Here is a 13,423-nt window from a genome sequence, read left to right on the forward strand (position 1 = left end):
AAATCTTTAGCAAAAACAGGGAATTTTTAGCTATAAAAGCCATTGGTTAATGACAACCACGAAAATTATTGTTATATTGACCAACGGGGACAACAAGCATACTCGCAATGCTTTGTTTAATGAAAAAGAAAAAGAAGAAGGAAAACAAAATGGCAAAAGGACAATCATTACAAGATCCTTATTTAAACGCATTACGTCGTGAACGTATTCCCGTATCCATTTATTTAGTGAATGGCATTAAGCTACAAGGTCAAATTGAATCTTTCGATCAATTTGTGATTTTATTAAGAAATACAGTGAGCCAAATGGTTTATAAACATGCGATTTCTACTGTTGTGCCTGCTCGAGCAATTTCACACCATAATAACAACCATCATCATCAAAGCGCACAACATAACACAGATAATCAAGTTGAACAGCCAAGTGGCACAGAACCCACAGCAGAATAATTCTATTGAACAGTCTTGAGCATCAACATAACAACCTAAGTGCGGTAAAAATAAAAGAAAAATCTACCGCACTTTCTATTTTGTCTGATAACCAAGATCAGGCAATTATCTTACATATTTCTTTCAACAAGCAGCACCAACAAGAAGAACTGCAAGAGTTTTGTTTATTAGCCAAATCCGCCAAGGTACATATCTGTCAAATTATTCAAGCTCCTCTTAATCAAGCTCAAGCGAAATATTTGGTCGGCACAGGTAAAGCAGAAGAAGTGGCACAAGCGGTCAAACAGCAACAAGCCAATGTTTTACTTGTTAATCATCAACTTACGCCATCACAAATTCGTAATTTAGAAAAATGTTGCCAATGTCGTGTACTTGATCGGACAGGCGTTATTTTAGATATTTTTGCTCAAAGAGCCCGCTCGCACGAAGGAAAATTACAAGTTGAACTGGCACAACTAAACTATTTAGCCACCAACTTAATCCGCCGAAAAACCAGCTTAGATCAACAAAAAGGTGCTATTGGATTAAGAGGCCCAGGCGAAACCCAATTAGAAACGGATAGAAGGCTCATTAAAGTTCGCATTAATCAATTAAAACACAAATTAGCCAAAGTAGCGAACCAACGCCAACAAAACCGCCATAGCAGACAAAAATCCAATATTGCCACAATTTCCTTAGTCGGCTATACCAACGCAGGAAAATCCACCTTATTTAATCAACTTACCCAAGCTGATGTTTATGCTGCCGATCAACTTTTTGCCACCTTAGATCCCACCTTACGCCAATTATCCTTGGATCATATTGGTCATATAGTATTAGCGGATACTGTTGGCTTTATCCGCCACCTCCCCCACGATCTCGTGATGGCATTTAAAGCCACCTTACAAGAAGTCAACCAAGCGAATTTATTATTACATGTTATTGATATTAGCGATAACCGCCAACAACAAAATATTCTTGCCGTTGAACAAGTGTTAAAAGAAATTAATGCAGAGGCGATCCCTACATTATTGGTCTATAACAAAATCGATCAAATAGAAAATATGAGAGCGAAAATTGATTACGACCAACAGAATAACCCTATTGCCGTTTATCTCAGTGCCAATTCAGGCGAAGGAATAGACTTATTATTACAAGCCATTAAACAGCGTTTAAATAAAGAAATGCTTGAGCTTTCACTCAAACTCACCCCAACCCAAGGCAATGTACGCCATCGTCTTTATCAATTAAACGCCATCACCCAAGAAACCTTTGACCAACAAGGCAACTTGTTATTAACAGTCACCATTGATAAAGTACAATGGTTAAAGTTAATTAAGCAGTTTCCTTATCTTGCTACAGCCATTTCAAATTAGAATAAAACAAAGCCAGCCAAGGTTAAATTATCTAAATTGGAACAACTATAACTTATACTCAAGTTCTTGCAACAACGCCTCCCCAAAAGGGCGGCGCCAGCCTTGTAGTAATTCGGGTAGCTTGTCTTTTGAGGTGAGTTGCCAATGCCATTTCATCAGTTTTTCTAAACTTCGGCGACTTGCGATCACTTCGGGTTTCAAATCCGCTGGGGTAATTTGTTTTAATTTGTGTTGTAGCTGTTTCAACCCTGTTTTGTAGCGTGGATCTTCCACTAGGCGTAGGATTTTCGTTGGATAATCCTGTGGAGGGATATGTTTGACTTGGTCGAGTAATTTTAACATTGTTTTACCATGTACTCGCACTTCCTGATGTGTCAATCCTAGCTCTAATAAAGCGGTAATACTTTTCGGATTATGTTTAGCTAATAGCCAGAGATGTTCAGCTTTTACCACAAAATTTACTGCGAGATCGCGTTTTATCGCTTCTTGTAGTCGCCATTTGGCTAATAATTTTAGCCGCATTAGCTCGATGGGCTCCAGTTTCCAACTATTGGGTATTGAAATATACGCCTTTTCTGGATCATCAATGCGTTGGCATTTTTCAAGTAATTGCTCACTCTCATTAGCCGCGGCGGACTGCCAAGGTGTTTGTTGTAAATCTTTCCACATTCTTTGATATAGAGGTAATAAATACCATACATCTGCCGCAGCGTAACTGAGCTGTATTTCTGTAAGGGGTCTTGCTAGCCAATCTGTGCGTGCTGATGATTTATCTAATTCAAGCGTAAAATAATGTTGTACCAGATTGGCAAAACCTGTGGATTGTGGGAAATTTAAGAATTTTGCCATTACTTGGGTATCACACAAAGGTTGTGGCAACCGATTAAAATAATGATAAAACACCGCTAAATCTTCGGAACAAGCGTGCAACACTTTGAGAATATGTGGTGCGGTAAATAAAGCAAGTAAAGGAGAAAAATCACTAATATTGATTGGATCGATAAGGCTTAATTGTTCTCCATCATAGAGCTGAATAAGCCCTAATTTTGGATAATAACTCCGCACACGAATAAATTCGGTATCTAAAGCGATGATATTTTTGGTTTGTGCTAAGGCACAAACTTCAGCTAATTGTTGATTATTATCAATCAGATTAAAGTGCGGTGCGTTTTGCAATTCTTTTATGGACATCATTTCAATGGGATACTTTAAGCGAAAAAGACGATGGCGAGTTACCTCGCCATATTTTATTTATTGACGTTTTGCGAGTTCTTCGTCACGCAATACGCGGCGTAGAATTTTTCCAACATTTGACTTCGGTAATTCAGTGCGAAACTCAATTTCTTTCGGTATTTTGTAACCTGTTAAGTGTTGGCGGCAATGTTTACGCAATTCATCTCGCGTCAGGCTTTCATCATTTTTTACCACAAAAATTTTCACGACTTCGCCCGAAACATCGTGAGGTACGCCAATGGCGACAACTTCAGCTACTTTATAATTCAGCATAACCACATCTTCAATTTCATTTGGATACACATTAAAACCAGACACTAGGATCATATCTTTTTTACGATCCACAATGCGTAAATGGTAATTTTCGTCCATTAATACAATATCACCCGTGGCGATCCAGCCATCTTTAAGCACTTCCTCTGTGGCTTTAGGACGTTGCCAATAACCTTGCATCACTTGTTCGCCCTTAACCCAAAGTTCGCCCGCTTCCCCTAAGGCGGCTTCAGTGCCATCATCTTTCAAGATTTTAATATCGGTATTCGGCACAGGCACGCCAATACTGCCATTATGTTTAGTCATATTAATAGGACAAGCTGCAATCAATGGCGAACATTCGGTCATACCATAGCCTTCCATAATATTGCACCCAGTCAATTCTCGCCAGCGTGTTGCCACCGATTGTTGCACCGACATTCCTCCGCCAACGGTTAATTTAAGGGAGGAAAAATCAAGCTCACGAAAGCCTTCATTATTAAGTAAGGCATTAAACAAGGTGTTTACCCCTGTAATCGCCACAATAGGATACTTACGCAATTCTTTTACAAAGCTATCAATATCACGCGGATTAGTAATCAATACGCCCGTAATGCCCAGTTCTAAAAATAATAGGCAATTAGTAGTTAAAGCAAAAATATGATAAAGGGGTAAAGCAATCACGGCTTTACGGCTCAATCTGTTATCGCCCACAAAAGGCTCGGCAAACCATTTAGATTGGAATACATTGGTAATAATATTGCCATGGGATAACATCGCCCCTTTGGCGACCCCTGTTGTACCGCCTGTATATTGTAAAAAGGCTAAATCATTACGTTCCAGATCAGGCCTAACATATTGGCGATGTTTACCAATACTTAGCACTTCACGAAAGGTGGCGGCATGAGGTAATTTATATTTAGGCACTAATTTTTTCACATACTTCACCACGAAATTTACCAAAGTTCGCTTACCAAAAGAAAGCTGATCGCCCATTCGAGTGAGAATAACGTGTTTTACTTGAGTATTAAACACCACTTTTTCCAGCGTTGAAGCAAAATTAGAGACAATCACAATCGCCGTTGCTCCGCTATCTTGTAATTGGTGTTCTAATTCTCTCGGGGTATATAAAGGATTAACATTAACTACAACCATACCTGCCCGCAAAATGCCAAATAATGCGATAGGATATTGCAATAAATTTGGCATCATTAAAGCCACACGATCGCCTTTGTTCAGTTTTAGCTCATTTTGCAAGTAAGCCGCAAAAGCACGACTGCGTTCTTCTAATTTACGGAAAGTAAGCACTTGCCCCATATTAATATAAGCCGCTCGATCGGGGTGGCTACGCACCGCCTTGTCAAACATATCAAGTAAAGATGTATAATGTTTGGTATCAATATCCTGAGCAACATTTTGCGGATAATTTTTTAACCAACGTTTTTCCATAATTAATCCTTTTATTTTTATTATCGGCGAGAGTTTACCTTGTTCTTTTCATTAATACAAATTAATGCTTATACCCTATCATCGCCCGGGCAATTTCTGCCAAGTAACCTCATTGCGTAAATACACAGGTTCAATTTGATCAGGGCGGATAACGGCTCGTTGTTGCCATAAAGGCAATGCCAATGGCAACATATAACGTGCTGACGGCAATAAAATCTCCGTCATTATCCCCTTTATCTCCGCTAAGGTTGGATAAGCCCCCCAGCCTGTCCCTACTTTATAATAATCAGAGGTATCATTGCCAATACGGCTCACTAATTGTTCAGGTTTAATCACCGTTTCTTCCCTCTCCGCTTGCCAAGCCATTTCAGAAGGCACTAGAGTTAATTGCGAAAAATACACTTCATTCATTCTTGCATCAATAGCCGCTAACACTTTCGTGGCTTGATATTGTTCATAGACGGCTTGTGCCATTACGGTTAAATTAGAAATAGGAATAACGGGCAAATCAGCACCAAAAGCTAGCCCCTGTGCAATACCAGCCCCTACTCTTACCCCAGTAAAACTCCCCGGTCCTCGTCCAAATACCAGGGCATCAACTTGGTTAAGCCGAACAGCGGATTGGGCTAATAATTGATCGATCAAGGGCAAAATGCGTTGTGTGTGGCTACGTTGTGCTAGCTCATCAATATGGGTAATTTCATTATTATAAAATAAAGCCACTGAGCAAGCCTCAGTGGAGGTATCTAATGCAAGTAATGTTGTCATAAGGTTCTCTATTTTTTCTCTTTTTGTTGTAAAAAAGCGATTAACTGTGCCAAATCTCGGGTACGTTTCGCATTAGGTAAACTACGTAAAAAAATACCGCCATAGTTTCGCATAACTAAACGGCTATCACAAATAATTACCGCACCACGATCAGTCACATCACGAATCAAACGCCCTACGCCTTGTTTTAAGGTAATCACCGCCTCTGGAATTTGAATATCATAAAAAGGCTCGCCACCTTGTAAACGACAATCTTCCATTCGTGCCTTAAGTAAGGGATCATCAGGGGAAGTAAAAGGTAATTTATCAATAATCACCAAAGATAAACTGTCGCCCCGCACATCAACCCCCTCCCAAAAACTGGAAGTCGCCACCAACACAGAATGAGGCTGTTGCACAAACTGGGCTAATAACTTTGGTTTTACCATTTCGCCTTGTAACAAAATATCCAAGCGACTATGCTGACGAAAATAATCTGCTAAAGCACGCATCATAGAATAAGAGGTACATAATACAAAACAACGCCCTTGATTTGCCTCAATCACAGGTAAGAGCATTTCGCCTAATTGAAGTGCGGTCTGTTTTTGATTTAAATTTGGCAAAAAACGAGGCACACAAAGCATTGCCTGTTCAGGATAATTAAAAGGACTGGGTAAAATCTGTTTATGGGCTTGTTCAATGCCCATACGCTGACAAAAATGCTCAAAATCTCCCCCAACTTCTAAAGTGGCAGAAGTAAAGATCCAACTGGCTTGCTGTGCCTTCATCTGCTGATGAAATTTATCCGCTACCGTTAAGGGGGTTATATGTAAAGCAAAATAACGCCCCATAGTTTCATACCAATAACAATAGCCTGTGATTTCCGTTTGTGCCAAGCGTGATAATAACTGATTAATCTGATTAATTCGCTCAAAAATATTATCTAAGGTCTGCGAACGTCCCAATGCCTGCGTGATCACTTTGGTTAAAAAATCTAAACGTTGTTGTAACCAAGCCAAGCCTTTTTGCACACTGCTCTGTTGCAAAAGTTGTCGCCAATTACCACGCAAACTTCCCTCGCCCAATAATAAACGAAAATCCTGTACCGCTTTCAACAGCTGATCCGCTCCCGCCCCTAATTGAGCAAGATCTTTGAGTTCTGTACGATGTACCACCGTAATATCTTTACACAAATCATTAAGCTGACGTGCGGTTAACGATTGCCCAAAATATTGACTGGCAATATCAGGTAATTGATGGGCTTCATCAAAAATAATCACTTCAGCATTGGGAATAAGCTCGCCAAACCCACTTTCTTTTACCGCCATATCCGCAAAAAAGAGATGATGATTGACGACCACTAAATCCGCACTCATTGCTTTTTTGCGAGCTAATGCCACATAACAATCCGCATAATTAGGGCAATCACTGCCCAAACAGCTTTCTGTTGTGCTAATCAGTTGCGGTAATAAAGGACTATCTTCAGCAAGCTCCACACATTCAATTAAATCCCCAGTTTTCGTTGAAATACTCCATTTAGCCACCTTAGCTAGATCCGCCAACACCGAGCGATCGCCCACCACCCCTTGACTGGTTAATTGGGCAAGACGTTCTAAACATAAATAATTGGCTCGCCCCTTTAATAAAGCGATTTTTCCCTGATAATTTAAGGCTTTTTTTATGGTAGGCAAATCACGATTAAACAACTGATCCTGTAAATTTTTAGATCCAGTGGACACAATGGTTTTTTTATTTGCTAATAACGCAGGGGCAAGATAAGCAAAGGTTTTGCCTGTGCCTGTACCCGCTTCAACTACCAAATTTCCTTTATCCTGAATGGCTTGTTCCACCGCAAGCGCCATTGCCACTTGTTCATCACGCGGACGAAATGAGGTAATATTACGGCTTAACACCCCTTGAGGAGCAAAAACAGACTGGACATTATCAATATTAGCCATAGGTATTTTAAATTGCTTTGCCAAAAAATTAGGGTATTATACCTAAATACACTGAACAAAAGAACAGTATAAGGATAAATCATGTTAAATAGCCCTTTCTCCCTCATTGCGACACTCAGCCCCGAATTGCAACTTATCCAAATTAACCAAATCCAACTTCTCAAACTTTCCCATTCCGTAGGCACCGCCTTAATTGCCTTGCAAGGTGCCCAATTATTACAATGGCAACCCAAGCACGCCAAACAACCCGTACTTTGGTTAAGCGACATTGAACCCTATCAACAAGGCAAAGCCATTCGTGGCGGTATTCCCCTTTGCTTTCCTTGGTTTAACAACAACGGCACGCCCGCCCATGGTTTTGCTCGTATTAGTTTATGGCAACTTAAACAATATGATATCCACAAAGACAAAGTGCGGTTAGTTTTTCAATTATTTTTAGAACAGCAATTACAAGCAGAAATCCAGTTTACCTTTAGTGAAAAATGTAACATTGAATTTACCAACCACGCCCAAGACAATGCACAACTTGCCCTCCACAGCTATTTTCAAGTCAGCCATATTCAACAAACCCAAATTTACGGATTAGGCAACACTTGTTTTAATAGCCTCACTCAACAACAAGAAAAAGTCGCAAGCCCACGTCAAATCGAGCAAAATGTAGATTGTATTTATCCTACCCAAGCGCATTGTCATAACGCCATTCAAGATCAAGGTTGGCAACGCACCATTCAGCTTGAACATCATTACGCCAGCGATATGGTATTATGGAATCCTTGGCATAAACCTACCAGTGCTATGACTGAACAAGCGTATCAATCTATGCTTTGCCTAGAAACCGCCAGAATTCATCAACCGCTCGCCATAGGGGAAAGTGTTAGATTGAGTATTGGGGTAGAAAATTATTAAGAACTAATCTAAAGAGCGGTGGGGTTTTAGGATTTTTTGTTTTTATTTCTCCGTTTTTGCTAACGGTCTTTGTCCCCTTTATAAAAGAAGGGAAAACCATTAACAAAAACGGAAACATAAAATAAAAAATAACCTAAAAATCCACCGCCCTTTCACTCAAAATCAATCCCTAATACGTTGCTGAATACGATCGGCAAACATACCAATGCTTAGGGCAAAATAATTTGAGCGGTTCCAATTTAATAGGGTTCTAAAATTATTAGACACTAAAAAAGCCCGCCCTTTTTCTTGATCAGGGCGAATAAGCCATAGATCTGCGTTAGCTAAGGCATTCCATTTTTGTAATTCTTGCAAACTACGGGTTTTTAAGCGAATGCTTTGTGCTTGCCAAGCCTGTAAGGAGCGAGATTTTTGGGGTTCTGTACCTGCCAGGGCAAGGGGTAAATTCCCATTAATTTCCACTTCTACGCCCCAAGGTAAATTATTGTCCCAACCCACAGTAGATAAATAATTTGCAATGGAAGCAAATACATCGGCAGGATCTTGCCAAATATTCTTCACGCCATCATTATTACCATCAACGGCATAATTTAAATATGAAGTAGGCATAAATTGTGTTTGTCCCATTGCGCCAGCCCAAGAACCTAGCATATCTTTGCGGTTAATATCGCCTTGCTCAAGCATTTTCATGGCATTAATAAATTCTTGGCTAAATAGGATTTCTCGCCGCCCCTCGAATGCCAAAGTGGCTAACACCGATAACACATCATAATTGCCTTGATAATAGCCAAAACTGCTTTCCATACCCCATAACGCCATTAAATATTCAGGTTGTACGCCATATTTTTGGCTTGCTTTTTTTACATGAGATTGCACACCCACATAACGGCGGCTCGCCACCTCCACTTTATTATTGGTGAGGACTCGCTTAAGGTAATTAGTTGCTCCATTTGGATTAGCAACTCTCGGTTGGCTAGGATCTCGGCGGGGGCGTGCCGCTTGTTTGCGATCAAGATCCACAGCTTGTTGAATATAACGAATATTTTGGTTGGCTTGTAAGGTTTGGCTAGATACGCCTTGCCCTGCGGCTTTGCGTTTTAGAAAATCCACATAATCGGCGAAATAATGTAATTCTCGCGAATTTGGATAGATCGCTTGTGGCTCAAGGGGGTCAACTTTAGGTTGGCTACTGCAAGCCCATAATAATGTGCTTAAAAAACAAGGGATAAAGGTTTTGGCTAAACGCATAATTTCCTCAATAAAATCTTGATAAATGAGCGATAAAAAGGGCTGTTTCACAGCCCTCAAATGTATAGTGATAAAATTATAACCCAAACATTAAAGCAAACAATAATAATTGTAACTGTTGTTCTGATAAAGTTTCGCCATTGAGTTTCATATTGCCATCCTCTAAAATCAAGCTGGCTTTTACTTCTTTGTCTTTATCAACAATGAAATTGTCTGCTTGTAACCCCTCAATGACCTCGCGAATGAATTGTTGTGCATCTTGCTGAGCTTGTTGCTCCGATAGACCCAAAATATTTTGAATCAAAATGCTGGTATATTGTTCTAACGCCCCTTTATCTAAATCAAGTTTAATCTCAAATTGTTTAAATAAACGTAGCAATTCGCTTTGAGTTAAGGATTGCTGCTGAGGTTCAGATAATTCAATATTTACTTTCGCCTCTAGTTCGCCCGCTGTATTTTCCAAAGAAGATTCTAATATAAAGTGCGGTTGATTTTGCAGAATTTTTTGTTCTGCTTGTCTATAAATGGAAAGCTCTTCTTCGGTAGGTTGCTCGATATTTGGTAATTGGGCAAAATCAATAAGGGCTTGCTTTTCTAAATGTTTGAAATCTGCCAAGAGCTTTATTTCCCCTAATGGCTTCTCTTGCCAATAGCTTTCTTTTGCTTTTAACGATAAAGCAATGTCAATGAATTCGTCTTTTTCCTCAACATTTTGAGCAATTTTACCCTCTTTAACCAAAACCTGTTGTTGATCTGCTTGTAAAGTCAGTTGGGCAAATTGAGCTTGAGCTTCGCCAATATAAAAATTATTCGCCAATAATGTTTTTATATCTGCATTAATATCAAGTTTATCTAAAGCGAAACTTTCTCCTGTAGGCGTATTTAATTGTAATGTGCCTAAGTGTATTTGGCTTTTTCCTGTACCATGAGAATCCATATCCTTAATATTAAGGGTTAGATTTTGTAAAACGAAATGAAGTTCTGAATCAGAATAATCCGTATCAGCAACTTTCAATACACCTGTCGCTTTTTGATTATAACCCACTACAAAATCCATCATAACAGGAGAAACGCCTTGCGTTGCCTTAAACCATGGGGCAATACTTTCGTGTGGCGTAGCTTCTGATACCCAGCTAACCATATTTGGCATAAAATTAAAGGTTTTTAATTGATTAAAAGGTAAGGGACCATGATAGAGCCTGTCCGTAAAAGGAACGATCCATTGTCTTTTTTCCCCCTTAATTTCTGCATTAATGACCAATTCATCTTTAATTTGAGACGAAAAAATGCCCCGTTGAAAATCGAGGGTATTGATATGTAAGGTTAATGCTTGATTTGAACTTTCTGCAATTTGTTGTAATTGAACGTTGGCATCAGCCACAGCTTGCCGATAATACTCTTCAGCCTTACTGCCCGTAAACCAAGCTGCGCCTGTCCAAACTGCACCTAATACAGCGATAATTCCAATAGCAATAGTGGATTTTTTCATATTGTTTTCCTTTAATTTATTATTAACAGGTTCATCACAATGCACTAACTTAACACAGATTATGACTTATACAAACAAATCTTTACATATAGCCGTCCCACTTTAAAATAATACAGCGTTGGCACGCCTCGCCGTACTATTCGTACTGTCTTCGGCGAGCCACCTTGTCTTATTTTAAATTGAAACGACTATAATAAACAACCGAATATACCACTTACACAAAAGTGCGGTGAAAATTCAAATAATTTTTTCTTTGCCCTTGAACTCTGATTTTTTAGCCTTATTTATAGCAACAAGCCAAAATCAAGTGATTTTTTATTAAATAAATTTTTAAAAAAATGTCCTTGAAAAACAAAATTCAAACCTTATTTAAGGTATCGTGAATGATTTTACAAATTTAATTAGGAGAAACAAAATGGGAAAAATTATTGGTATTGACTTAGGTACAACAAACTCTTGTGTGGCTGTAATGGACGGCGATAAACCACGTGTGATTGAAAATGCCGAAGGCGATCGCACCACACCATCAATTATTGCTTACACCGCAGATAACGAAACCTTAGTTGGTCAACCTGCAAAACGTCAAGCGGTAACCAATCCAAAAAATACATTATTTGCAATCAAACGTTTAATTGGTCGCCGTTTTGAAGATAATGAAGTGCAACGTGATGTGAGCATTATGCCATTTGAAATTATCAAAGCAGACAATGGCGATGCTTGGGTATCAGCAAAAGGTGAAAAATTAGCACCACCACAAATTTCTGCTGAAGTATTGAAAAAAATGAAAAAAACAGCGGAAGATTATTTAGGTGAGCCTGTTACTGAAGCAGTAATTACTGTGCCTGCTTACTTTAACGATGCTCAACGTCAAGCCACTAAAGATGCAGGACGTATCGCTGGTTTAGATGTGAAACGTATTATCAACGAACCAACTGCGGCAGCGTTAGCTTATGGTTTAGACAAAGATAAAGGCAATCATACTATCGCTGTTTATGACTTAGGAGGCGGTACATTTGACTTGTCTATCATTGAGATTGATGAAGTAGATGGCGAAAAAACCTTTGAAGTATTAGCCACTAACGGCGACACTCACTTAGGTGGTGAAGACTTTGATAATCGTGTAATTAACTACTTAGTTGATGAATTCAAAAAAGAACAAGGTGTTGATTTACGCAATGACCCGTTAGCAATGCAACGTTTAAAAGAAGCCGCTGAAAAAGCCAAAATTGAACTTTCATCAGCCCAACAAACTGATGTCAATTTACCTTATATTACAGCAGACGCAACAGGGCCAAAACACTTAAACATTAAATTAACACGTGCGAAATTAGAATCTTTAGTAGAAGATTTAGTAACCCGTTCTTTAGAGCCTGTGCGTGTGGCTTTAAAAGACGCAGGATTAAATGTGAGTGATATTAACGAAGTGATCTTAGTGGGCGGTCAAACCCGTATGCCATTGGTACAACAAAAAGTGTCAGAATTCTTTGGTAAAGATCCTCGTAAAGATGTGAACCCTGATGAAGCTGTGGCGATTGGTGCTGCAATTCAAGGTGGGGTACTTGCTGGCGATGTGCATGATGTGTTGTTATTAGACGTTACACCATTATCATTAGGTATTGAAACTATGGGCGGCGTAATGACGACCTTAATTGAAAAAAATACCACGATTCCAACGAAGAAATCGCAAGTATTTTCAACGGCGGAAGATAACCAAAGTGCGGTAACAATTCATGTATTACAAGGTGAACGTAAACAAGCATCAGCCAATAAATCACTTGGTCAATTCAATTTAGAAGGTATTAACCCAGCACCACGCGGTATGCCACAAATTGAAGTTACCTTTGATATTGACGCTGACGGTATTATCCATGTTTCAGCCAAAGACAAAGGCACAGGTAAAGAGCAACAAATTACCATTAAAGCCTCTTCAGGTTTAAGTGATGAAGAAATTCAACAAATGGTTCGTGATGCAGAAGCCAATGCCGAAGCGGATCGCAAATTTGAAGAATTAGTACAGGCTCGTAACCAAGCGGATCACCTTGTACATTCAACCCGCAAACAATTAGCGGAAGTGGGCGATAAATTATCTGCTGAAGATAAAGCACCGATTGAAAAAGCCGTAGAGGAATTAGAAACGGTGGCAAAAGGGGAAGATAAAGCAGAAATTGATGCAAAAGTACAAGCATTAATCCAAGCCTCAGAAAAATTGATCCAAGCAGGTCAAGCACAGGCTGAAAACAACGCTCAACAAACACAAAGCGGTAAAAACAACGATGACGGTGTTGTTGATGCTGAGTTTGAAGAAGTGAAAGATAAATAATTTCACAACTATTAGGA

General features: G+C 39.3%; 10 protein-coding genes. 4 read left to right on the top strand and 6 right to left on the bottom strand.

Features of this window, described 5'->3' with window-relative positions:
- The first annotated feature begins 149 nt into the window (after nt 1-149).
- Nucleotides 150-449, top strand: a complete 300-nt coding sequence (gene hfq, locus EV694_RS02855) for an RNA chaperone Hfq (RefSeq protein ID WP_132688943.1) — start codon at nt 150-152, stop codon at nt 447-449.
- A 5-nt stretch (nt 450-454) separates the two neighbouring features.
- The gene (hflX, locus tag EV694_RS02860; RefSeq protein WP_207859776.1) at nt 455-1,804 is read left to right on the top strand and encodes a ribosome rescue GTPase HflX; all 1,350 of its coding nucleotides are present in this window, start codon (nt 455-457) and stop codon (nt 1,802-1,804) included.
- 45 nt (nt 1,805-1,849) lie between these two features.
- Here hflX and rnd read toward each other — a convergent pair whose 3' ends face one another.
- The 4 genes from rnd to yoaA all read right to left on the bottom strand — a co-directional run bounded on the left by rnd (nt 1,850) and on the right by yoaA (nt 7,443).
- A complete protein-coding gene (rnd, locus tag EV694_RS02865; protein WP_132688948.1) occupies nt 1,850-2,998 on the bottom strand; it encodes a ribonuclease D in 1,149 nt (382 codons plus the stop codon).
- A gap of 57 nt (nt 2,999-3,055) precedes the next feature.
- Nucleotides 3,056-4,738, bottom strand: coding sequence for a long-chain-fatty-acid--CoA ligase FadD (fadD, locus tag EV694_RS02870; protein ID WP_132688951.1), 1,683 nt, complete (start codon nt 4,736-4,738; stop codon nt 3,056-3,058).
- Nucleotides 4,739-4,816: 78 nt separating this feature from the next.
- Nucleotides 4,817-5,518, bottom strand: coding sequence for a tRNA (adenosine(37)-N6)-threonylcarbamoyltransferase complex dimerization subunit type 1 TsaB (tsaB, locus tag EV694_RS02875; protein ID WP_165865493.1), 702 nt, complete (start codon nt 5,516-5,518; stop codon nt 4,817-4,819).
- Nucleotides 5,515-7,443 (bottom strand): DNA repair helicase YoaA, encoded by a 1,929-nt coding sequence (gene yoaA / locus EV694_RS02880; protein ID WP_132688957.1) that lies wholly within the window; start codon nt 7,441-7,443, stop codon nt 5,515-5,517. Before yoaA ends, tsaB begins: the two co-directional genes overlap by 4 nt.
- 81 nt (nt 7,444-7,524) lie before the next feature.
- Between yoaA and EV694_RS02885 the strand changes: the two genes are divergently transcribed.
- Complete coding sequence (locus EV694_RS02885) at nt 7,525-8,349, top strand: D-hexose-6-phosphate mutarotase (RefSeq protein ID WP_132688960.1); 825 nt, start codon at nt 7,525-7,527, stop codon at nt 8,347-8,349.
- A 162-nt stretch (nt 8,350-8,511) separates the two neighbouring features.
- Here EV694_RS02885 and EV694_RS02890 read toward each other — a convergent pair whose 3' ends face one another.
- Together EV694_RS02890 and EV694_RS02895 are read right to left on the bottom strand one after the other, a co-directional pair.
- On the bottom strand, nt 8,512-9,597 hold the full coding sequence (locus tag EV694_RS02890; RefSeq protein WP_132689229.1) for a lytic murein transglycosylase: 1,086 nt from the start codon (nt 9,595-9,597) through the stop codon (nt 8,512-8,514).
- Nucleotides 9,598-9,673: 76 nt separating this feature from the next.
- Nucleotides 9,674-11,086, bottom strand: a complete 1,413-nt coding sequence (locus EV694_RS02895) for a YdgA family protein (RefSeq protein WP_132688963.1) — start codon at nt 11,084-11,086, stop codon at nt 9,674-9,676.
- Between the two features lie 415 nt (nt 11,087-11,501).
- On the opposite strand from EV694_RS02895, the gene dnaK reads away from it, so the two are divergent.
- Nucleotides 11,502-13,406: a molecular chaperone DnaK gene (gene dnaK / locus EV694_RS02900; protein ID WP_132688966.1), complete on the top strand. Its 1,905-nt coding sequence runs from the start codon at nt 11,502-11,504 to the stop codon at nt 13,404-13,406.
- Nucleotides 13,407-13,423 lie beyond the last annotated feature (17 nt).

Origin of the sequence: Volucribacter psittacicida (assembly GCF_004339025.1) — a bacterium.
In the GTDB taxonomy this organism is placed as follows: Bacteria; Pseudomonadota; Gammaproteobacteria; order Enterobacterales; family Pasteurellaceae; genus Volucribacter; species Volucribacter psittacicida.